This is a genomic window from Pseudomonas fluorescens Q2-87 (assembly GCF_000281895.1).
Taxonomy (GTDB): domain Bacteria; phylum Pseudomonadota; class Gammaproteobacteria; order Pseudomonadales; family Pseudomonadaceae; genus Aquipseudomonas; species Aquipseudomonas fluorescens_S.
In genome coordinates this window covers 5047556-5068353 of record NZ_CM001558.1, presented here as the reverse complement: position 1 = coordinate 5068353, position 20798 = coordinate 5047556, and the positions used below count along the sequence as shown (strand labels likewise).

Below are 20798 nucleotides of genomic sequence, written 5' to 3'. Positions count from 1 at the left end.
CTTGTCAAACCGAAAATTTCAGCCATCCTTGCCGTGCCGACACCAGTCGGCCTGGCGAAAGGACTGTCCCAGAGTGGTTGAGGGCTGCAAATCACACTTTAGAGGGATCAAGCCGTACTACCTGCTGGCTATAGTCCGCTCACGGATTTTCAAGAACGGGGCGCACGCACGAAAGGGCGTTGCGACTTCGATGGATGTCGGGACGCTGCCGTTCCCTGCCGTCGAAGTGTTCCTGGAATGTCCACTGCCATAACAATAAAGCACATGGAGTAGCGTCGATGACCTCAGCAACCACGTTCTGGCGCCGGGCAAAACTGCCTCTGGCGGTCAGTCTCGCCTCTTCGCTCGCCGGGCCAGCATTCGGTGTCAGTTTCAACATCGGTGAAATCGAGGGCCAGTTCGACTCGTCCCTGTCGGTGGGCGCGAGCTGGTCCACGGCCAAGGCCAACCGGGACCTGATCGGTGTCAACAACGGCGGCAAGGGCCTGTCGCAGACGTCCGATGACGGCCACCTGAACTTCAAGCGCGGGGAAACCTTCTCGAAGATCTTCAAGGGCATCCACGATCTGGAGCTGAAGTACGGCGATACCGGTGTGTTCGTGCGCGGCAAGTACTGGTACGACTTTGAACTCAAGGACGAGAACCGCCTGTACAAGGACATCAGCGACAACAACCGCAAGGAAGGCGCCAAGTCCTCCGGCGGGCAGATTCTCGATGCGTTCGTCTACCACAACTACGCCATTGCCGATCAGCCGGGCTCGGTCCGCCTGGGCAAGCAGGTAGTCAGCTGGGGTGAAAGTACCTTCATCCAGGGCGGCATCAACTCCATCAACCCGGTCGACGTATCGGCGTTCCGTCGTCCCGGTGCCGAGATCAAGGAAGGCCTGATCCCGGTCAACATGTTCTATGTGTCCCAGAGCCTGACCGACAACCTGTCGGCCGAGGCGTTCTATCAGTTGGAATGGGACCAGACCGTCGTCGATAACTGCGGCACGTTCTTCTCCCAGCCGGACGTGATCGCCGATGGCTGTAACGACAACCTGCGGGTGCTGAACAAACGCTCAAGCGTTCCGCTTCCGGGTGTTGTCCTCCCGATATTGGAGGGCCAAGGCGTCAACATCAACGAAGAAGGCGTGCTGGTGCGTCGTGGTCCGGACCGCGATGCCCGCGACAGCGGCCAATGGGGCGCCTCGTTGAAGTACATGTTCGAGCCACTGGACACCGAGTTCGGTGCCTACTTCATGAATTACCACAGCCGTGCGCCGATCTTCAGCGCCCAGGGTGCTGCCCAGCAGTTCTACACCGCCGGGCCCATTGCGGCGCTGCGCCCTCTGATCGTGGCGGGTAATTCCAATTACTTCGTCGAGTACCCAGAAGATATCCGCCTGTATGGCCTCAGCTTCTCCACGACCCTGCCTACCGGTACGGCCTGGAGCGGCGAGCTCAGCTATCGTCCGAATGCGCCGGTGCAACTGAGCACCACCGACATTCTTTTCGCCGGTGTGACGCCGCTTCCCGGGTTTGGCAATGCATCGGTGCTCCAGGGCACACCAGGCCAGGATCTGCACGGTTATCGCCGTAAAGAGATCACCCAATTCCAGACCACCTTCACGCATTTTCTTGATCAAGTCATGGGCGCCAGCCGCCTGACCCTGGTCGGTGAAATCGGGGTCACCCATGTTGGTGGCCTGGAAAGCAAATCCGACGCTCGCTACGGCCGTGATCCGGTATTCGGGCCGGGCGAATTGCCTAACGGTTTCTGCAACTCGCTCAACACCTCCACTGCGGCGGGGGGCGGCCAGACCATCAACGACGTGAACAGCAACTGCAACAACGACGGCTTCACCACCGCCACCTCATGGGGCTACCGCGCACGCGCCATTTGGGAATACCCGGACGTCTTCGCCGGGGTGAACCTCAAGCCCAACGTGGCTTGGTCCCATGACGTCAAAGGCTACTCGCCAGGCCCTGGCGGCAACTTCGAGGAAGGCCGCAAAGCCGTCAGCCTCGGGCTGGATGCCGAGTACCAGAACACCTACAACGCCAGCCTGGCCTACACCAACTTCTTTGGTGGCGACTTCAGCACCGTGGACGATCGCGACTTCCTGGCGCTTAGCGTCGGCGTGACCTTCTAAGCACCGTATTTCAGGACGACACACTATGAAAATAACAAAAAGTCTATTGCAGGTCGGTGTTCTCGGGCTGTCCCTGCTGGCCGCCAGCGTCATGGCGGCAGTGCCTGCCGCCGAGGCCGACAAACTGGGCAAGAGCCTGACGCCAATGGGCGCCGAGATGGCCGGTAACGCCGATGGTTCGATCTCGGCCTGGAAACCCATGGCCAAGAACGCCGGTTCAGTGGACAGCAAGGGTTTCCTCTCCGACCCGTACGCCAGCGAAAAGCCGCTGTTCATCATCACCGCGCAGAACGTCGAGCAGTACAAGAACAAGCTCGCACCGGGCCAGTACGCGATGTTCAAGCGTTATCCAGAAACCTTCAAGATGCCGGTCTACCCGACCCATCGCGGCGCCACGGTGCCGGATGAGGTGTACGCCTCCATCAAAAAGAATGCGGTCAACACCAAGCTGGTGTCTGGCGGTAACGGCCTGGAGAACTTCGAGACGGCCGTGCCGTTCCCGATTCCCCAAAGTGGTGTGGAAGTGATCTGGAACCACATCACCCGTTATCGCGGTGGCAGCGTGACGCGCCTGGTCACCCAGGCCACGCCGCAACCCAACGGCTCCTACAGCCTGGTGTATTTCCGCGACCAGTTCGTGTTCCGCGACAAGATGAAAGATTTCGATCCAGCCAACCCTGGCAACATCCTGTTCTACTTCAAGCAGCAAGTGACCGCGCCGGCACGCCTGGCCGGTGGCGTGCTGCTGGTGCACGAAACCCTCGACCAAGTGAAGGAGCCCCGTTCGGCCTGGGTCTACAACGCCGGTCAGCGCCGCGTGCGCCGTGCACCGCAGGTGTCCTACGACGGCCCGGGCACTGCCGCCGACGGCCTGCGGACTTCCGACAACCTGGACATGTACAACGGTGCGCCGGACCGCTACGACTGGAAGCTGGAAGGCAAGAAAGAACTGTACATCGCCGCCAACAGCTACAAGATCGATTCGCCGCAACTCAAGTACGCCGACATCCTCAAGGCCGGTCATATCAACCAGGACCTGACGCGCTACGAGTTGCGCCGGGTCTGGCACGTGACCGCGACCCTGAAGGAAGGCCAGCGCCACATCTACGCCAAGCGTGACTTCTTCATCGACGAAGACACCTGGCAAGCGGCGGTCATCGACCATTACGACGGTCGTGGCCAACTGTGGCGCGTGGCCGAGGCCCATGCCGAGAACTACTACGACAAGCAAGTGCCGTGGTACGCCCTGGAAACCCTCTACGACCTGCAGTCCGGCCGCTACCTGGCACTGGGCATGAAGAACGAAGAGAAATCGGCCTACGACTTCGGCTTCACCGCCACCACCGCCGACTTCACACCCAACGCACTGCGCCAGGACGGCATCCGCTAAACCGTTTACCCGAGGCCGCATCCTCGAAGAAACGCCCCGACCTGGTTCGGGGCTTTTTTTTGGAGAAAGATTTAAATACAAACCCGGCACCTTCAAGGGCAATCGCCATGTAGTCTTTTTGTAGCCATTTGTAGCACTCCCTTCAATACCTCCTCGTTTACCGCTAGTCTGCGGACATCTGCAACGCCGCCATTCGCATCTCAACAAGAGCCGGCCATGACTAATTTGTCTTCACTTCCGGATTCCGCCCGCGCGGCCATCGCGGTCCAGGACGGGCGTTTCTACCGCCCGCCCTTGCCCGACGGCCATGTGGTGCGGCCGCGGTTGTGCGAGCGTCTGAGCGCCGGGCTCGGGGGGCGATTGCTGTTGGTGAGTGCCCCGGCGGGGTTCGGTAAAAGCTCCTTGGCGGTGGAGTTTTGCCAAGGCCTGCCGGCCCATTGGCGCAGTCTCTGGCTGGGGCTCAGCGCCCGGGACAACGATCCGGGGCGTTTCCTGGAGCGGCTGCTCGAAGGGCTCCAGGCGTTTTTTCCACAGTTGGGCGGCCGGGCGTTGGGGTTGCTGAAGATGCGTCAACGCCATCAACCCTTTGCCTTCGAAGAATGGCTCGACGGCCTGCTGGATGAACTGTCTACCCATTTATCGCCCCGCGATCCCTTGCTGCTGGTGCTCGACGATTACCATCTGGCCCAGAGCGCGGTGCTGGATCGCTGCCTGCAATTTTTCCTTACTCACTTGCCAGATGGTTTGTTGGTGCTGGTGACTAGCCGCCAGCGCCCGGACTGGCACCTGGCGCGCCTGCGCCTGTCGCGCCAATTGCTCGAACTCAACGAACAGGACCTGCGCCTGACCCACGACGAGGCCTTGACGTTGCTGCAGCATCACAGCAGCTCCTTGCGTGGAGAAGCTCTGGAAAGCCTCATCCAGCGCAGCGAAGGCTGGGTGGCGGGGCTGCGCTTCTGGTTGCTGGCGGCGTCCGAAGCAGGCCCTGAAGGCTTGCTGCCCCAGGCCCTGCATGGTGGGGAAGGGCTGATTCGCGACTACCTGCTCGAGGAAGTCATCGACTGCCTGCCCGCCGAAGTGCAGGCCTTTCTCTACGACACCGCGCCCCAGGATCGCTTTTGCAGCGAATTATGCGACGCCGTGCGCGAAGCCCATGACAGCGCTGAAATCCTGCATTACCTGGCCGCCCACCAGGTGTTCCTGGTGCCGCTGGACGAGCACGGCCACTGGTATCGGTATCACCACCTGTTTTCCGACTTGCTGCGCAGTCGTCCCACTGCGCCGGCCATGGTGCCGGCCGCGACCCTGCACCTGCGGGCGTGTCGCTGGTTCAACGCCCAGGGCCTGATCGACGAAGCCGTGGAGCAGGCGCTGCGGGCCGGGCACCTGGATGTGGCGGCGAACCTGGTGCAGAACCTGTCGGAGGAGCAACTGCTGGCCGAGCAGAACGTCGGCATGTTGCTGCGCTGGAAGATGGATTTGCCAGACAGCCTGCTTATCAGCACACCGCGGCTGATCGTGCTCTACAGTTGGGCACTGGGGTTGGCCTGCCAATTGGACGCCGCCGAAGAACTGGCTGCGCATTTGAGTCGTTTTTTGCCGGCCCCGTCGGCCACGGCGCAGAAATCCATGCTCGCCCAATGGCTGGCCCTGAGCGGGATCGTCGCCCGTGGCCGCGGGGACCGTGAAGCCACCGTGCGCTACTGCAGCGAAGCCCTGCAAAGCCTGCCGCAAAAACGCTACGGCCAACGCCTGATGTGCCTGTCCACGCTATCGAACCTGGCAATTGCCGACGGTGATCTGTGGCGCGCCAGAAACCTGAATCGTGATTCCCTGGAGCTGGCGCAGCGAGTCGGTAATCCGCTGTTCGAGGCCCTGGCCCATTACGATCGCGCCCGGGTGTTGCAGGCGCGGGGCGAAATCCTGCGAGCGCTGGAGGAAGTGCACCAGGGGCTGCAACGTTTGCACAAATTATCGCCCCAGCGGCTTTATGCGGTGCGGGCGCGTTTGATTTTGTACGAAGGGTTCCTGCTGACCTTGCGTATGCAGCCCCAGGCTGGCTTGGCGCGGTTGCAGGCCGGCCTAACCGAAGCTCGCGCCTGCCGTGACATCAGCGTACTGATCGGCCACTGCGTAATCGCCCGTATCGAAGGTTACCGTGGCGAATTCGCCCGGGCCTTTGCCGAACTGGCCGAAGCCGAGCGCCTGATGCACATCTGGGATGTGCCGCCGATCTACTATCTGGCGATGATTACCCTGGTCAAGTGCGAGCTGTGGCTTGCCCAGGGCAGAACTGACTTGGCTGAGGCCTGGCTGGCGCGGTTGGGCCAGACCTACACCGGCGAGCAGGCTGCGGCACCGCCGGAATTCCATCCTCAGTTGCCGCTGCATGTCGAACTGCAGCAGGCGGTGCTGGAGACCATTCGCGGCCAGCCGATGCTCGCCGAGGGACGGCTCAATGCATTGCTTGAGCATGGGCAGCAAACCGGCCGGCAGATGCTTTGCGTAATGGCGCTCAACCAGAAAATCGCCCTGCTGTTGAGCGTTGGTCGTGAGCCCGAAGCCCGCCGCACCCTGGCCCAGGCCTTCGAAGCGGCCGCCGGTGGCGTGCTGCAACCTTTCGAATGGTTGTTGGGGGAGCATCGTGAATGGCTGCGCGAGCAATTGCTCGCCGCCCCACCCAGCACCTTGCGTGAGCATCTGCTCGAACGCTTGCCGTCGGTGGCGGGTCCGTCCGCTGACCCGTCGGCCCCCATCGAAACCCTCAGCAGCCGCGAACGGGCGGTGCTGCAATTGATTGCCCAAGGCTGTTCGAACCAGGAAATCAGCGAGCAGTTGTTCATCTCGCTGCACACCGTCAAGACCCACGCCAGCCACATCAACAGCAAACTTGGTGTGGAACGTCGCACCCAGGCCGTTGCACGGGCGAAGGAGCTGGGGTTGTTGGGGTAAGCGACGTTTGTTCAAGCAAAGACAAGCCCGTGGCGAGGGAGCTTGCTCCCGCTGGGTTGCGCAGCAACCCCAAGGCAGCGAACATGTTTGCCTGATACACCGCGTCGCCCGGTTTTGGGGGCGCTTCGCACCCCAGCGGGAGCAAGCTCCCTCGCCACAAAGCGGTTGGCTCGCGATAAGGAACACTCGATGCTACCCCTCTACAAAACCATCCAATCCCCCGTAGGCCAACTGATCCTCGTCGCCCGAGAGACAAAGCTGGCCGCGATCCTGTGGGAAAACGAGCGGCTCAACCGCGTGCGCCTGGGGCCTTTGGAAGAAGATATTGAGCACCCGACCCTCAAGGAAACCGAGCGCCAACTCATGGAATATTTTGCCGGCCAGCGCACTCGTTTCGAACTGGCGCTGGACTTTGTCGGCACTGATTTCCAGGTCCGGGTCTGGCAGGCGCTGCTGACCATCCCCTTCGGCCAGACCCGCAGCTACCGCGACATCGCCATCCAGATCGGCCAGCCGACAGCGGTTCGGGCGGTCGGCGCGGCCAATGGCCGGAACCCCATCTCGATCATTGCCCCCTGCCATCGCCTCATCGGCACCTCCGGCAGCCTCACTGGCTTTGCGGGTGGCCTGGCCGCCAAACAGTTCCTGCTCAGTCTCGAAGGCCAGCAAACCCTGCAATTGGCGTTCTGATCCGCCAAGCCCGTCCCAATCCCTCGGGAATGGGCAAGCATCGACAGCTTCAGGTCGGAGGCGATTTGGGTGGCCGCATGCGTGTCGGCGGTTGGCCGTTGGCGTTGTGCTGGTAGATCTGCGTGGGTTGGCCCTGTTCATTGAAAAACACCTGGCCGATCCCCGCGCTGTTCCATAACCGCTCGCCTGCCTCGGCGTGTTCTGGGGTATGGGGGACGATGCGCATGCTCCGGCGCTGGGTGAACCAGTTCAGGGGCGAGCGCGGGGAATAGAGCCAGCGGTTCAGGCGGTCGAACCATTCCAGCAACGCGGGGGGAAATTCATTCTTGATACCGCTGCTGGTGATCTGCCAGATACGCGGGCCGCCCTTGCGGTGTGGGATCAACACCTCATAGACGAAGGAATAATGCACATCACCCGACAGCACCACGTAGTTACCGGGTGTGCGCGAGTGCCGGAAAATATTCAGGATCACCTGGGCCGCGCCGCGATGGGCCATCCAGTTTTCCGCGTCTACCAGCAGCGGATAACCGCACCAGCTGAACACCCGCTGCACGGTCTCGATCAGCTTTACACCGAAGATCGGCGCCGGTGAGACGATGATTGCCGAAGGATGATCCAGCAGTTCTTGCTGCAATTCGCTCAGGGCTTCCCAATCCAACAGGCCGGAAGGTTGCTTGAGATTGTTCTCGCTGCGCCAGCGCCGGGTGCGGGTGTCGAGCACCACCAGCGCCGGCGTGCTCGGCAACAGGTAATGCCATTGCTGGAAAGCCAGCAGGGTGCCGATGAGTTTGTCCTGGGAGCTGCTGTCGAGGTAGCGATCCCGGGCGGTGTCACTCAACGCCACGGTTTGCTCGATCACGTCGGCAAAGGCATCCGGGTTGTTGCCCCAGCCCTGGCAGAGCAAATAAGCGATCAACGCATTGCCGATGATGCGCTTGGAGAATGGATGGCTGTAGGCCGTTTCCTCCCATTGCGCGGACAGGTTCCAGTCATCGGTAATGTCGTGATCGTCGAAAATCATCAGGCACGACAGGTGCGCAAACACCCGCGCCACGCCGCCCAGTCCGGCCTTGAAGCCCTCGATGCGTTGCTGTTCCAAGTCGTAGCGCTGGCGCCGTTCAGCGGTGAGTTCGGGCGGCTGCGGATCGATCAGCATCCACGGTATCGGCGACCATACCAGCAGATACATCGCCATGACTTCGGCGAAGGTCACCAAGTGATTATCGGCGCTGCTGCTGGTGAAAATCGGCTTACGCGCACCGCCGAAAAATCGCTCGCGCAGGGTTTCGTTGCTCTCAAGCGCGGGTAACAAATCGGCGCGATGGTAATAACTGGCCGGGTGCTGATAAAGCTTGGCGCTGTCTTCCACCACGGCACCGTCGAGGCATTCCTCGAACAACCCGAGCCGCCCGATCAGCGCGTGAATCGCTCGCAACATCGGCCCGGCGACATCATCGGCATAGACCTGGTCGCCGCTCATCATCAACAGTGCCGGTCGATGCGCCGGGTTCCCAGCCAACAGACGATCGACGCAGAGCAGGCCATCGTTGGCTGGATGATGGGGCTTGCGGCAGGAACCGTGGACCAATTGGTCGATGCGCGAATGCAGTATGAAATTCGGGCGCTGCGCCTCGCCATATAGCAAGTGGGGCGCCCATGCGGCAATGGGCTCGCCATCCACCAGCAGGTCATAATCAATCACCACGTCCCGGGGGAGCGGGGTGTCGAGGCGCACATCGACCAGATGCACGAACGCCTGCTGCCCCACCGGCACCACTGTGCAACGCGGCGCATCCAGCTCAAGATCGCCGACGCCGTCCACCCGCAGCGTCAGCGCCAAGGGTCGCGTACCTACTAGCCACATCACCAGCCGCGAGGGTTCCAGCCGCCGCAACAGCGGGCCGACGAGAACAGGGGGCAGGGCAGTGAAGATGTCAGGGGCAGGCGACAGCATCAGGGGTAAAAGCTCTGTTCAGGGGAAGGCGGGGATCATAGCGCAATGTGCTGTGCAGCTGGGGATGGGGGGGCGGGCACTTTGTGGCAAGGGAGCAAGCGCCCTTGCCACAGGAAAGTGTTAGCCTGGCGACGTCACTGGGCTGTGTTGGAAGCCTCGGCCGCCTTGATCAAATCCGGCCCGATGTCCTTTTCGAACTTCGCCCAGACCGGCTTCATCTTGTCGCGCCACGCGCTGCGTTCCTCCGGCGTGAGGGCAATGATCTCGGTGGTCTTGGCATCCAGGACGAACTGCTTGTCCTGTTGATTCAGTCGCTGTGCTTCGTTATTGGCGTAGGCGGTGGATTCCACCACGATCTTTTCCAGCTCGGTACGGATGTCCTGCGGCAGGCCGTTCCAGAAGTCTGACGTGGTGATCAGCATGTAGTCGAGTATGCCGTGGTTGGTCTCGGTGACGTACTTCTGCACTTCGTTGAGCTTCTGGTCATAAAAATTCGAATAGGGGTTTTCCGTCCCGTTCATCAGGCCAGTCCGCAAGCCCTGGAACACCACCGAGAAAATCATCGGCTGCGCCTTGGCGTCCACCGCCTTGAATTGCTCTTGCAGCACAGTGGAAGTCTGTATGCGAAAGGTCAGGCCACGGGCATCGTCGGGCTTGCGCAATGGTCTGTTGGCCGACAACTGCTTCATGCCGTTGTGCCAATAGGCCAGGCCGGTGATGTTCTTGCTTTCCATGGACTTGAGCAGCTTCTGACCCTCGGGGCTCTGCTGGAAGCGATCCACCGCGGCGATGTCGTCAAACAAAAACGGCAAATCGAACAACTGAACTGCCTTGGTGTACTGATCGAACTTGGCCAGCGACCGCGCAATGATCTGCACATCCCCCAGGAGTAACGCTTCCATCTCCTTGTCATCGCCGTACAGCGTGGAATTGGGGTATACCTCGACCTTCACTCTACCCGGCAGCCGTTCTTCCGCCAGCTTCTTGAACATCAGCGCGCCCTGGCCCTTGGGCGTCTGCTCGCCCACCACGTGGGAAAACTTGATGACGATCGGCTCGGCCGCCATGGCTGTGCCGCATGCAACGAGAGCGAGCGCGCAGAGGAGCGTTTTCCATATAGGTTTGAGCATTGCGGGTTTCCCTTTTTATTCGTCTTTATCGTACGGGCCCATTCAAAACCCGGCGTACAGCGGACAGCTGCAAGTCTAGGGGAAAAACTGTCGACTGCAGGGGTTCGATGCAGGAGTGCTGATCGGCATCTGCTAGGCTACGCCCTCAGAGCCGAGAACCTAGGGAAGGGAGCAGGATGTTTACATTCGATAAATTATGGAATAGCCATCCGCAGATATACGGTGACGCCGCACCCTGTAGAGATAAAGGCATCAAAAACTTCAGTGACCAATGTGCGATCAACCTCGGCGTAGCCCTGCGCCGCGCCGGTGCCGACATGAGCCAGCTCAAAAGCGTGCGCCATTGTTGGCAGCACGCCAAAAGCGAAGGGCACATCCTGGCCGCTGAAGAGCTTGCCAGCGCCTTGATCCGCGCCAGGATTCCTGGCTTGCAGCCGATGAAGAAAGTCAAAAGCGAAGCCTTCGAAGAAGACCTGAAAGGTCAGCAGGGGGTTATTTTTTTCAAGGATTTCTGGCGTCGTGCCAATGAAACCAGCGCTGGTCGCAGTGGTGATCACATCGACCTATGGAATGGTCGGCGTCTGACCGATTGGATGAGCTACGTGCGCATACAAATGGGTTTTTCAATCGAAGGTACGTTCTCGGATTTCCATGACTCCAAAGACATATGGTTTTGGAGGGTCATATGAACTTCATCAAGGGAGCGTTGTTTGTCCTCCTGATCATTGCCCTGGCCGTTGGGGCGTTCAATCTGGTCTTCATAGCGGTTGGCAACTACTTTGGACCGTTTTACGAGAGCGATGCGGATCAGAGCCGTAACTTTGCAATCTGGTTGTTCGGTAATGCCGGGGTGCTGATTATCGCAGCGGTGGTGGGCGTGCTCTGGAATCGCCGACGCAACCCCCGAATCTGACAGCGGTCGACGCCTTGCATCAACATGTGAGGCAGTCCTGGGGCGATCCTGGGCTACTCCTCCCTGGGCAAGGTGAGATTCGAATTTACCGAGGCGAGCCCCGTCTAAATCGCCAGGATGATTTCCTGCCCCCTTCTGACCTGACCCTGCGTGCCTATGGCTGGCACAGACGCTGTGCCAGCCATAGGCCCCTGTGGTAGCGAGCTTGCTCGCGATGACGGCAGCACCTTCAACATCATCGGCCCAGGCATACCGCTATCGCGAGCAAGCTCGCTCCCACAGGGTTTTCTAGCCCCCAGCTCCATTTGTTTGCCTCCTGGTCACCGTTCCTTCCTGCGCCAAGTGGTAACCCTTTTTGCGTTTGTGGTATGACGACATTTGTGGATTTCACACGCAGAAATGACCTTTCCTTTCAAGTGAAGCCCATTTAATCGCATGTTTTGTTGAATTTCAGGGTTGACAGCTCACTCGAAACATCAGAATAATCCGAAAAGTTGTATGACGACATACAAATAAAAACAACTCAGGGTTTACTTCTCTATGCGAATCACAGGCGTACACGTCGAAGTTTTTTCCACCCCTTCGCGCCGCGCTCAAGACAGCGCCGGCCACGCCCACCCCGGCGATGAGGTCATGATCAAAATGGCCCTGCTGCGAATCGGCTGTGATGACGGCAGTGAGGGATATGCCTTTGGTCCGCCTGAATTGATTCGCCCGCACATCATCGAATCCTTCGTGCGCAAAGTGCTGATCGGTCGCGACCCGATGGATCGCGAGAGCATCTGGCAAGACCTGGCGCACTGGCAGCGCGGCAGTGCCGGGCAGTTCACCGATCGGGCGTTGGCGCTGGTGGAGCAAGCGCTGTGGGATCTGGCCGGGCGCAAGCTGAAGTTGCCGGTGCACAAGTTGATTGGTGGTTATCGCGACAAGGTCCCGGCGTACGGTTCGACGATGTGCGGCGACGATTTGCCCGGAGGCCTGTCCACGCCGGACGAATACGGCCAGTTCGCCGAGAAGCTGGTCCAGCGCGGCTACAAAGCCATCAAGTTGCACACCTGGATGCCGCCGATTTCCTTCGCACCGAATCCGCAAATGGACATCCAGGCCTGCGCCGCGGTGCGTGAAGCGGTGGGGCCGGACATCGCGCTGATGCTCGACGGTTATCACTGGTACAGCCGCATGGATGCGTTGACCATCGGCAAGGCGCTGGAGAAGCTGAATTTCGCCTGGTTCGAAGAGCCGATGATGGAAGATTCCGCCGAGTCCTATGCCTGGCTGGCCGCCAACCTGGACATCCCGGTGCTAGGCCCGGAAAGCATCGCCGGCAAGTTTCACAGCCGCGCCAGTTGGGTGACGCAGAAGTCCTGTGACATCCTGCGCGCCGGCGTGGCCGGGGTCGGTGGCATCGGGCCGTGCCTGAAGGTGGCGCACCTGGCCGAATCATTCGGCATGGACTGCGAAGTGCACGGCAATGGCGCGGCGAACCTGGCGGTGGTCGGGGCCATCAGCAACTGCCGCTGGTACGAGCGCGGCCTGCTGCATCCGTTCCTCGACTATGAAGACGTCCCGGCGCACCTCAACAGCATCGTCGATCCCATGGATGCCGACGGTTATGTGCACCTGTCGGATCGGCCTGGATTGGGTGAGGACATCAACTTCGCGTACATCGAGGCCAATACCTTGTCTCGACATTGACCGTGCGGTACGTCCGAGGCCAATAGCTGCCCGGGCGACAAGTCTTTATAAATATAAGAAAGGACTGAACCATGAATCTCTGGCCCAAGCGCCTGACCAGGCTGCTGTGTGTCACCGTGGCCCTGTGGGCAGTGCAGGTGCCCGCAAGCCTGGCCCAAGGCGAAACGCCCGCCGACCAATTGGTGGTGGGCATGAGCATGATCAACCTGTTGTCCCTGGACCCCGCCGCCGCGACGGGCCTGGAGGTCGCCGAGGTCAACGCCAATGTCTATGACATGCTCCTGGAGCAGGACGCGGCGCAGCCGGACACGCTGATTCCGGCCCTGGCGAAAGCCTGGGAGATCAGCCCCGACCGCATGCGCCTGACCTTCCAGTTGCGCAATGACGTGCGCTTTCACTCCGGCACTCCGCTCACGGCGCAAGACGTTGCCTGGTCATTGCAACGCGTCGTCACCCTCAACCGCGCCCTGGCCTCCACTTGGAAAGCCTACGGCTTCACCGCTGAAAACGTCACCACGCTGATGCGCGCCGAAGGGCCGCACACCTTTGTCATGGAACTGCCGCGCAGCACCGATCCGATGCTAGTGCTCAACACCCTGGCCACCTCGCCCAGCGCTTTCATCATCGATCGTTCGGTCGCCTTGCAGCATCAGGTCGGCGACGACCAGGGCGCTGCGTGGCTGGCGACTCACACGGCCGGTTCCGGCGCGTTCAAGCTCGACATCTGGCGGGCCAACGACGTGATCCTGATGAGTCGCAACGACGACTATTGGCGCGGCGCTCCGAAGCTGCGCCGGGTGATCATGCGCAACATGACCGAATCCCAGGCGTTGCGCCTGATGGTCGAACGCGGTGACCTGGACGTCGCCCGCGGCATGGCCGCCACGGACATCAAGGCGCTGGGCAAGGTCGATGAGGTCCGTATCCAAAGCATCGCCCGGGGCACGCTGTACTACGTGGCGATGAGCATGCAGCAGCCGTTGTTCCAGGACATCCGTGTGCGCCAGGCGATCCGCCTGCTCATCGATTACCAAGGCATCAATGACGTGGTCATGCCGCACTACGGCGTGATCAATCAGCGACCGTTGCAGCTGGGGCTGCCGGCACGCCTGGACGACCCGGGTTATCGCCTGGACGTGGACGAAGCCAAGCGTCTGCTGGCAGCGGCGGGTCACGCCGATGGCTTCAAAATCACCATCCGTTCGCTGACCGATCCACCCTTCATCAACATCGCCACCAGTCTGCAAGCGACGCTGGCCCAGGCCGGTATCCAGGCGACGATCATCACCGGCACCGGCAACCAGATCTACGGGGCGATGCGCGACCGCCAGTTCGACATTCTCGTCGGTCGCGGTGGTGGCGGGGCGGAGCGGCATCCACATTCGAGCCTGCGTGCCCTGGTGTACAACCCGGACAACCGCACCGAAGCCAAGTTGAGCAACTTCCAAGGCTGGCGCACCTCGTTCTTCAACCCGCAGCTCAACCAGATGATCGAGCAGGCCGAGCGCGAGCGCGACCCAGAACGCCAGCGTGAAATCTACGCACAGATCCAGACCCTCTATGACCAGCAGGCCGGGGCGATCATGCCGGTCTCGCAGATGGTCGATGAGGTGGTGATCCACGCGGATGTGCGCAACTACATCGGCCACACCGCCGCTACCACCCGTCTTCGGGACGTCTACAAGCAGCGCTGAAATCGACGGCCATATGGCCAAGGCAGGAATGAACATGTCGACTGCATCATTTTCAATCTGGACAACCCGGGCCGCTTCGGCGACCCGGCGCGGCGGTTCGGTGGCGGTGACGCTACTGGGGTTGCTGCTGCTGACCTTTTTCATCGGTCGCGTCATGCCTCTGGACCCGGTGCTCGCCATCGTCGGCCCGGACGCCGACGCCTCGGCCTACGCCCAGGTGTACAAAGAGCTGGGCCTGGATAAACCGTTGTGGACCCAGTTCGCGATCTACCTCGGCGATCTGCTGCACGGTGACTTCGGCATGGCCTTGCTGACCGGCAACCCGGTCATCAGCGACATCGCCCGGGTCTTCCCGGCGACGTTGGAACTGGCGACCCTGGCCATTCTGTTCGGCGTGCTGGCGGGCTTGCCGCTGGGTGTCTACGCGGCAACCCACCAGGGCCGTGCCGGTGACCATGTCGCACGGTTGATCACGCTGTTCGGTTACTCCACGCCGATTTTCTGGATCGGCATGATGGCCTTCCTGGTGTTCTACGCCTGGCTGGGTTGGGCCGGTGGCGTCGGGCGCATCGGCTTGGCCTATGACGGGCTGATCCCCAGACACACCGGGCTGCTGCTGATCGATACCGCCTGGTCTGGCGAGTGGGAGGCTTTCCGCAGTGCGTTGCGCCACATTCTGTTGCCGGCGGTGATCCTCAGCTTCAACTCGGTCGCCTACATCAGCCGCATGACCCGCAGCTTCATGCTCGAGCAACTGTCCCAGGAGTACATCATCACCGCCCGGGTCAAGGGTTTGTCCCAGCGGCGGATCGTCTGGGGCCATGCCTTCGGCAACATCCGCGTGCAGTTGTTGACCATCGTCGCGCTGGCCTACGGCGGCCTGTTGGAAGGCGCGGTGTTGATCGAAACCGTGTTCGCCTGGCCGGGCTTCGGCCAGTACCTGACCAGCAGCCTTCTACTCGGCGACATGAACGCGGTGATGGCGTGCGTGCTGCTGATCGGCCTCATCTTCGTGACGCTGAACCTGATCAGCGATGCGCTGTACAAGATCTTCGACCCGAGGACTCGCTAATGAACCTGCCCCTTGCTTCCAGCGCCGCCGGCAGTGCCGCGCTGCCCGCTTCGAGTACGGCAGCGCTGGCGGCCAGCGCCTTGCGCCTGCTGCGTTTCCTGCTGCGCAACCCGATGACCTTCGCCGGCCTGATTGTGGTCTCGACGCTGATCCTGGTCGCCGTTTTCGCACCGTGGATTGCCGGTCACGACCCATTGCTGCAGAACCTTGCCGGGGCCTTGCAGGCGCCAAGCAGCGTGCACTGGTTCGGCACCGACGAATACGGTCGCGATGTCTTCGCTCGGCTGGTGTACGGCTCGCGCATCACGCTGTACATCGTCTTGCTGGTGACGGTCATTGTCGGCCCCATCGGCCTGTTGGTCGGAACGGTTTCCGGTTACTTCGGCGGTTGGGTGGACAGCCTGTTCATGCGCATCACCGACATCTTCATCTCGTTCCCCAGCCTGGTGTTGGCGCTGGCGTTCATCGCCGCCCTCGGCCCGGGATTGGAGCATGCGGTGATCGCCATCGCACTGACGGCCTGGCCACCGATTGCCCGTCTCGCTCGCGCCGAAACACTGCCGCTGCGCAACGCCGACTTCATCGTCGCGGTGCAGCTGCAGGGCGCGTCGAGTACCCGCTTGATCCTGCGCCACATCATCCCGATGTGCCTGTCGTCGGTGATCATCCGCCTGACCATGAACATGGCGAGCATCATCCTCACCGCCGCCGCCCTGGGCTTTCTCGGCTTGGGCGCCCAGGCACCGCTGCCGGAGTGGGGCGCGATGATCTCCACCGGGAGGCGCTACATGCTCGAAAGCTGGTGGCTGGTGGCGGCGCCGGGTGCGGCGATCATGCTGGTCAGCCTCGCTTTCAACCTGTTGGGCGACGGCTTGCGCGACGTCCTCGACCCACGCAGCCAATCCTGAGGAACAGCCCATGACTGAGATAAAACTTGCCGTGCAGGACTTGTGTGTGGAGTTCCGCAACGCCGGCAAAACCTCGTTGGCGGTGCGTGACGTGTCATTCACTCTGGGCCGGGAAAAACTCGCCATCGTCGGTGAGTCCGGCTCGGGCAAATCCACCGTTGGCCGCAGTCTTCTGCGCCTGCATCCGCCGACGGCACGGGTCACCGCCAAGACGTTGCGCTTCGCCGATATCGACCTGTTGGCCGCCAGCGAAAAACAGATCCAGGCGATTCGCGGTGCGCGCATGTCGATGATCATGCAAGACCCCAAGTACTCGTTGAACCCGGTGGTGCGAGTCGGCGAACAAATCGCCGAGGCGTACCTGGCCCACAACAAAGTGCCCCATCGCGAGGCCCGCGAACGGGCCTTGGACATGCTCGCCAAGGTGCACATCCGCGACCCCCAGCGGGTCTACGATTTGTATCCCCACGAGGTCTCGGGCGGCATGGGCCAGCGGATCATGATCGCCATGATGGTCATCACCGATCCCCAGGTGATCATCGCCGACGAACCCACTTCGGCACTGGACGTGTCGGTGCGCCGGCAAGTGCTCAACGTGCTGGAAGAATTGGTCAGCGAGCGCGACCTGGGGCTCATTTTCATCAGCCACGACTTGAATCTGGTGCGACATTTCTGCGACCGCGTGCTGGTGATGTACGCCGGCCGGGTGGTCGAGTCGATTGCCGCCGCCGACCTGGACCAAGCCAGCCATCCCTACACCCGTGGGCTGCTGGCCGCACTGCCCAGCCTGGATCATCCACGCGCCACGCTGCCGGTGTTGCAGCGCGACCCACTCTGGTTGAACGCTTGAGGAGCCTGTCATGAGCATGATTGAAATCGTCGGTCTGAACCTCAGTTTCGGCACGGGCGCGGCACTGAACGCGGTACTGCACGACGTCGATTTGAGCGTGGCCGAAGGCGAGGCATTCGGCTTGGTGGGGGAGTCCGGTTCCGGCAAGACCACCGTGCTGCGTTGCCTGGCCGGGCAGTACCAGCATTGGACCGGGCAACTGCACATCGCCGGCCAGGCCGTGACCCGCAACCTGCCGCTGAACCACTACCGCACCGTGCAGATGGTGTTCCAGGACCCGTATGCCTCGTTGCACCCGCGCTACACCATCGATGCCGCGCTGCAAGAACCGCTGCGCATTCACGGCATCGACGGGCGCGCGCAGAAGGTCAGCGAGATCCTGCGCAAGGTCGGTTTGAACGACAGTTTTCGTTTCCGCTATCCGCATCAGTTGTCCGGTGGCCAGCGCCAACGGGTGGCGATTGCCCGTGCGCTGATCCTGCGCCCCCGGGTGCTGTTGCTGGACGAGCCGACCTCGGCACTGGATGTCTCGGTGCAGGCGGAAATCCTCAACCTGCTGGCCGACCTCCGTCGTCAGGAAGGGCTGACTTACCTGATGGTCACCCACGATCTGGCGGTGGTGGCGCATTTGTGTGATCGGCTGGCGGTGATGCAACAGGGCAGGGTGGTGGAGACGCTCGACAGTCAGCTTCTGGCGAACGACGGCGCGACGCATGCGTATACCCGTTTGTTGGTGCAGGCCAGCCGCGACCTACAGCGCGTGCCCATCGCTGTTTGAGTTTCTATTAATCAGTTGTACTTGTTTTAACCCGTAGAAAACGTTGAAGCCCAGGCATCAATGCTGCGCACGCGCTCGCCTGCGATTTGACGTTTAACCCAACTTGCTCTTTTAACTCACAAGAATAAAAAACATGAAAAAGACACTCGCCGTACTGACCGTTACTTCACTGTTCGCCTCGGTTGTGGCCCACGCCGATACCGGTTATATCAACGTTCGCCATCAATATGCGGAACAATCGCGCATGCACGCCGACCGTGCCAAGTTCGGCATGCGCCTGGACAATGGCGTGGGCCTGGAAGGTGAACTCAAATACAAGACCGCCGGTGATCGTGAAGACGTGGCCTTCGACAACACCGTCGGCAGCGGTCATGAATTTACCGTCAACTACCAGCACAAGATCGATGACCGCTGGACGCTGACACCTTCGTTCGCCATGGAAAGCGACGAGGAGTCCACCACCTACAAATTCGGCATGCGCCTGGGCTACAAAATCACCAAGGAACTGAGCATTGCCGGTCGCTACCGTTACGATTCATCCAAGCTCGACCGCGACCAGATCGACCGTGACGTGCCGGACAACGGTCAGGACGATCAGAAGATCAATCGCTATGACGTCTACGTCAATTACGCGAACCAAGGGCCGTGGGCCTATGAATATCAACTCACTTACTTTGACGCCAACTACATTCGTTATAACGGCGGCACCGACGACTATGAACAGAATGCTGTAGTCAAGTACAAGTGGGACAAACGCTGGGCGCCGTTCTTTGAAGTGGGTGATATCAAAGTCAACTCCGTCGACAGTGATCGGCAACTGCGCCTGCGGGTCGGTATTCAGTACAACTTTTTCTGATCCAGGTTGTGAGAGCAAGCGCCCACAGACAGCGCTGCTCGTTCAAGGGGGCGATGAATCCGTGGCGAGGGAGCTTGCTCCCGCTGGACTGCGCAGCAGGCCCATTCTTGTGAGCGCTTCGCACTCAAGCGGGAGCAAGCTCCCTCGCCACAGTGAGTCAAGCAAACCTTAAGTGAACAGCATTGCCAGAGGGGACGGGCTTACTCGTTGTAGAACGCCTGGCGCTGTTGCGTTTCACACAGGCGCATGCGGCTATTGCTCAAATGCAAGTACATGGCCGCCCGCGCCGCATCGACATTGCCGCTGGCGATGGCGTCGAAGATCTGCTGGTGTTCGGCGTTGATCCCTTGCAGGTACGCGCTGCGATCGCTCTGCCCGGAATAAGCGGAGTTCATCCGGGTACGCGGGATCAGCTTCGTGCCCAGGTGCTTCATGATGTCGATCAGGTAGTAATTGCCGGCCGCCTTGGCGATTTTCAAATGGAACTGGAAATCGGCGTTGATGGTGGTGCCGGACTTTTCCGGCCCTTGCAGCAACGCCTCCAAGGCCTGGGCCAGCTCGGCCAAGGCTTCGGGCGTTGCGCGCTCGGCGGCCATGCCAGCGGCCTGGACTTCCAGGCTCAGGCGAAACTCCAATAGATTGAGCACGTCCGACAACGTCGCGATTGTCGCGGGACCGAGGGTAAAGCCCTCCGGTGCCGGCATATCCAGGACAAAGGTCCCGACGCCATGCCGCGTCTCCACCAGCCCCGCTGCCTGCAAGCGCGAAAGCGCCTCACGCACCACCGAACGACTGACGCCTTCGGCTTCCATGATGTGCACTTCGGTGGGGAGCTTTTCGCCGCGCTTGAGAATGCCTTCACGCATGCGCTGGGCAAAGCGGTCGACCAGGGTTTCGGCGAGGCGGCGTGGCTTGTTCAATGGAGATAACGCTTGATCCGTCATCGGCTTGCTCTTGTTTGATCAGCGGGCATTATAGTGCGTTTCGCCGTTAGGTCGCGGCTATAATGCGCGATCGTCTGGCTTTAATGGATAGCTGCAATGGACCGTGTCACACCCGATCGACGCCTGAGCATGACCCAGCAACTGGTGGTCGACCTGACGCAGCAGATACTGGCCGGCGACTTGCCTGCGGGCAGCAAGTTACCCACCGAACAAGTCATCATCAAGGAGCGCGGCGTCAGCCGGACGGTGGTTCGCGAAGCCATGTCGCGGCTTCAGGCCGAAGGCTTGGTCGAAACCCGTCATGGCATCGGCACCTTCGTTGTCGACACCGCCCGCCCGGGTGATTTCCAGGGCAGCAAACACGTCAAGGGCGGCGCCTACGATGCGCTCGCCGTCATCGAACTGCGCCTGAGCCTGGAAGTGGAAGCCGCCGGCATCGCCGCACAACGGGCCACGCCGGAGCAGTTGCAGGCCATGCGTGCAGCGCTCGATGCGGCGAATGCGCTTGAAGCTGAAAATGACGAAAGCGCCCAGGTGGATTTCGAATTCCATTTGCAGATCGCCCAGTGCACCGGCAACAGCTTCTTTATCGATGCCATGGCCCATGTGGGCAACACGTTGATCGCCGTCGTGCAACAGGCCGGACCAGCGGAGACGGGCGAAAATCGGGCATTGGTGGTGCGTGAGCGGGAGCAGATCTACGCGGCGTTGGCGCGGCGGGATGCGGAAGCGGCGCGGGCTTCGATGCGCCTGCATTTGATCAATATGCTGCAGCGGGTTAGGGGTGTGGTTGAGCCAGCGGCGCAATAACACGTCCAACGGTTGCAGCGGCGC

General features: G+C 61.1%; 17 protein-coding genes. 14 read left to right on the top strand and 3 right to left on the bottom strand.

The annotated features are described in order from the left end of the window. The first annotated feature begins 278 nt into the window (after positions 1 to 278). The 4 genes from PFLQ2_RS05525 to PFLQ2_RS05540 all read left to right on the top strand — a co-directional run bounded on the left by PFLQ2_RS05525 (position 279) and on the right by PFLQ2_RS05540 (position 7167). A complete protein-coding gene (locus PFLQ2_RS05525) occupies positions 279 to 2135 on the top strand; it encodes a DUF1302 domain-containing protein (RefSeq protein WP_003185282.1) in 1857 nt (618 codons plus the stop codon). Between the two features lie 25 nt (positions 2136 to 2160). Beyond that, positions 2161 to 3525: a DUF1329 domain-containing protein gene (locus PFLQ2_RS05530; protein WP_003185280.1), complete on the top strand. Its 1365-nt coding sequence runs from the start codon at positions 2161 to 2163 to the stop codon at positions 3523 to 3525. A 216-nt stretch (positions 3526 to 3741) separates the two neighbouring features. After that, the gene (locus PFLQ2_RS05535) at positions 3742 to 6477 is read left to right on the top strand and encodes a LuxR C-terminal-related transcriptional regulator (protein WP_003185278.1); all 2736 of its coding nucleotides are present in this window, start codon (positions 3742 to 3744) and stop codon (positions 6475 to 6477) included. 189 nt (positions 6478 to 6666) lie between these two features. Further along, positions 6667 to 7167, top strand: coding sequence for a methylated-DNA--[protein]-cysteine S-methyltransferase (locus PFLQ2_RS05540; RefSeq protein ID WP_003185276.1), 501 nt, complete (start codon positions 6667 to 6669; stop codon positions 7165 to 7167). 49 nt (positions 7168 to 7216) lie between these two features. On the opposite strand, the gene PFLQ2_RS05545 is transcribed toward PFLQ2_RS05540, so the two are convergent. Next, positions 7217 to 9124 carry an alkaline phosphatase D family protein gene (locus PFLQ2_RS05545; protein WP_003185274.1) on the bottom strand — a complete coding sequence of 636 codons (1908 nt, stop codon included), beginning with the start codon at positions 9122 to 9124 and terminating at the stop codon, positions 7217 to 7219. A gap of 134 nt (positions 9125 to 9258) precedes the next feature. Further along, entirely contained in the window at positions 9259 to 10254 is a 996-nt protein-coding gene (locus PFLQ2_RS05550; protein WP_003185272.1) for a TRAP transporter substrate-binding protein, read from the bottom strand. A 176-nt stretch (positions 10255 to 10430) separates the two neighbouring features. On the opposite strand from PFLQ2_RS05550, the gene PFLQ2_RS05555 reads away from it, so the two are divergent. The 9 genes from PFLQ2_RS05555 (at position 10431) to PFLQ2_RS05595 (ending at position 19020) form a co-directional block, all read left to right on the top strand. After that, the gene (locus PFLQ2_RS05555) at positions 10431 to 10943 is read left to right on the top strand and encodes a type VI secretion system amidase effector protein Tae4 (RefSeq protein ID WP_003185270.1); all 513 of its coding nucleotides are present in this window, start codon (positions 10431 to 10433) and stop codon (positions 10941 to 10943) included. Continuing rightward, entirely contained in the window at positions 10940 to 11167 is a 228-nt protein-coding gene (locus PFLQ2_RS05560; protein WP_003185268.1) for a membrane protein, read from the top strand. Before PFLQ2_RS05555 ends, PFLQ2_RS05560 begins: the two co-directional genes overlap by 4 nt. Positions 11168 to 11707: 540 nt before the next feature. After that, complete coding sequence (locus PFLQ2_RS05565) at positions 11708 to 12862, top strand: mandelate racemase family protein (RefSeq protein WP_003185265.1); 1155 nt, start codon at positions 11708 to 11710, stop codon at positions 12860 to 12862. Between the two features lie 71 nt (positions 12863 to 12933). Beyond that, positions 12934 to 14556: an ABC transporter substrate-binding protein gene (locus tag PFLQ2_RS05570; protein ID WP_003185263.1), complete on the top strand. Its 1623-nt coding sequence runs from the start codon at positions 12934 to 12936 to the stop codon at positions 14554 to 14556. Between the two features lie 34 nt (positions 14557 to 14590). Beyond that, positions 14591 to 15628, top strand: a complete 1038-nt coding sequence (locus PFLQ2_RS05575; RefSeq protein WP_003185260.1) for an ABC transporter permease — start codon at positions 14591 to 14593, stop codon at positions 15626 to 15628. Further along, positions 15628 to 16536: an ABC transporter permease gene (locus PFLQ2_RS05580; RefSeq protein ID WP_003185258.1), complete on the top strand. Its 909-nt coding sequence runs from the start codon at positions 15628 to 15630 to the stop codon at positions 16534 to 16536. Before PFLQ2_RS05575 ends, PFLQ2_RS05580 begins: the two co-directional genes overlap by 1 nt. A 10-nt stretch (positions 16537 to 16546) precedes the next feature. Next, positions 16547 to 17386, top strand: a complete 840-nt coding sequence (locus PFLQ2_RS05585; RefSeq protein WP_003185256.1) for an ABC transporter ATP-binding protein — start codon at positions 16547 to 16549, stop codon at positions 17384 to 17386. 10 nt (positions 17387 to 17396) lie between these two features. Next, positions 17397 to 18164 carry an ABC transporter ATP-binding protein gene (locus PFLQ2_RS05590; protein ID WP_003185254.1) on the top strand — a complete coding sequence of 256 codons (768 nt, stop codon included), beginning with the start codon at positions 17397 to 17399 and terminating at the stop codon, positions 18162 to 18164. Positions 18165 to 18297: 133 nt separating this feature from the next. After that, positions 18298 to 19020, top strand: a complete 723-nt coding sequence (locus tag PFLQ2_RS05595; protein WP_003185253.1) for an oligogalacturonate-specific porin KdgM family protein — start codon at positions 18298 to 18300, stop codon at positions 19018 to 19020. Between the two features lie 200 nt (positions 19021 to 19220). On the opposite strand, the gene PFLQ2_RS05600 is transcribed toward PFLQ2_RS05595, so the two are convergent. Next, complete coding sequence (locus tag PFLQ2_RS05600) at positions 19221 to 19964, bottom strand: FadR/GntR family transcriptional regulator (protein WP_003185251.1); 744 nt, start codon at positions 19962 to 19964, stop codon at positions 19221 to 19223. Between the two features lie 96 nt (positions 19965 to 20060). On the opposite strand from PFLQ2_RS05600, the gene PFLQ2_RS05605 reads away from it, so the two are divergent. Then, positions 20061 to 20774, top strand: a complete 714-nt coding sequence (locus tag PFLQ2_RS05605) for a FadR/GntR family transcriptional regulator (RefSeq protein ID WP_003185249.1) — start codon at positions 20061 to 20063, stop codon at positions 20772 to 20774. The last annotated feature ends 24 nt before the right edge of the window (positions 20775 to 20798 follow it).

Coding starts and splice junctions, on each gene's coding strand:
- PFLQ2_RS05530 (WP_003185280.1), top strand. CDS start 2,161: ATGAAAATAACAAAAAGTCTATTGCAGGTCGGTGTTCTCGGGCTGTCC.
- PFLQ2_RS05540 (WP_003185276.1), top strand. CDS start 6,667: ATGCTACCCCTCTACAAAACCATCCAATCCCCCGTAGGCCAACTGATC.
- PFLQ2_RS05595 (WP_003185253.1), top strand. CDS start 18,298: ATGAAAAAGACACTCGCCGTACTGACCGTTACTTCACTGTTCGCCTCG.
- PFLQ2_RS05550 (WP_003185272.1), bottom strand. CDS start 10,254: ATGCTCAAACCTATATGGAAAACGCTCCTCTGCGCGCTCGCTCTCGTT.
- PFLQ2_RS05585 (WP_003185256.1), top strand. CDS start 16,547: ATGACTGAGATAAAACTTGCCGTGCAGGACTTGTGTGTGGAGTTCCGC.
- PFLQ2_RS05525 (WP_003185282.1), top strand. CDS start 279: ATGACCTCAGCAACCACGTTCTGGCGCCGGGCAAAACTGCCTCTGGCG.
- PFLQ2_RS05590 (WP_003185254.1), top strand. CDS start 17,397: ATGAGCATGATTGAAATCGTCGGTCTGAACCTCAGTTTCGGCACGGGC.
- PFLQ2_RS05575 (WP_003185260.1), top strand. CDS start 14,591: ATGTCGACTGCATCATTTTCAATCTGGACAACCCGGGCCGCTTCGGCG.
- PFLQ2_RS05580 (WP_003185258.1), top strand. CDS start 15,628: ATGAACCTGCCCCTTGCTTCCAGCGCCGCCGGCAGTGCCGCGCTGCCC.
- PFLQ2_RS05570 (WP_003185263.1), top strand. CDS start 12,934: ATGAATCTCTGGCCCAAGCGCCTGACCAGGCTGCTGTGTGTCACCGTG.
- PFLQ2_RS05560 (WP_003185268.1), top strand. CDS start 10,940: ATGAACTTCATCAAGGGAGCGTTGTTTGTCCTCCTGATCATTGCCCTG.
- PFLQ2_RS05565 (WP_003185265.1), top strand. CDS start 11,708: ATGCGAATCACAGGCGTACACGTCGAAGTTTTTTCCACCCCTTCGCGC.
- PFLQ2_RS05555 (WP_003185270.1), top strand. CDS start 10,431: ATGTTTACATTCGATAAATTATGGAATAGCCATCCGCAGATATACGGT.
- PFLQ2_RS05545 (WP_003185274.1), bottom strand. CDS start 9,124: ATGCTGTCGCCTGCCCCTGACATCTTCACTGCCCTGCCCCCTGTTCTC.
- PFLQ2_RS05605 (WP_003185249.1), top strand. CDS start 20,061: ATGGACCGTGTCACACCCGATCGACGCCTGAGCATGACCCAGCAACTG.
- PFLQ2_RS05600 (WP_003185251.1), bottom strand. CDS start 19,964: ATGACGGATCAAGCGTTATCTCCATTGAACAAGCCACGCCGCCTCGCC.
- PFLQ2_RS05535 (WP_003185278.1), top strand. CDS start 3,742: ATGACTAATTTGTCTTCACTTCCGGATTCCGCCCGCGCGGCCATCGCG.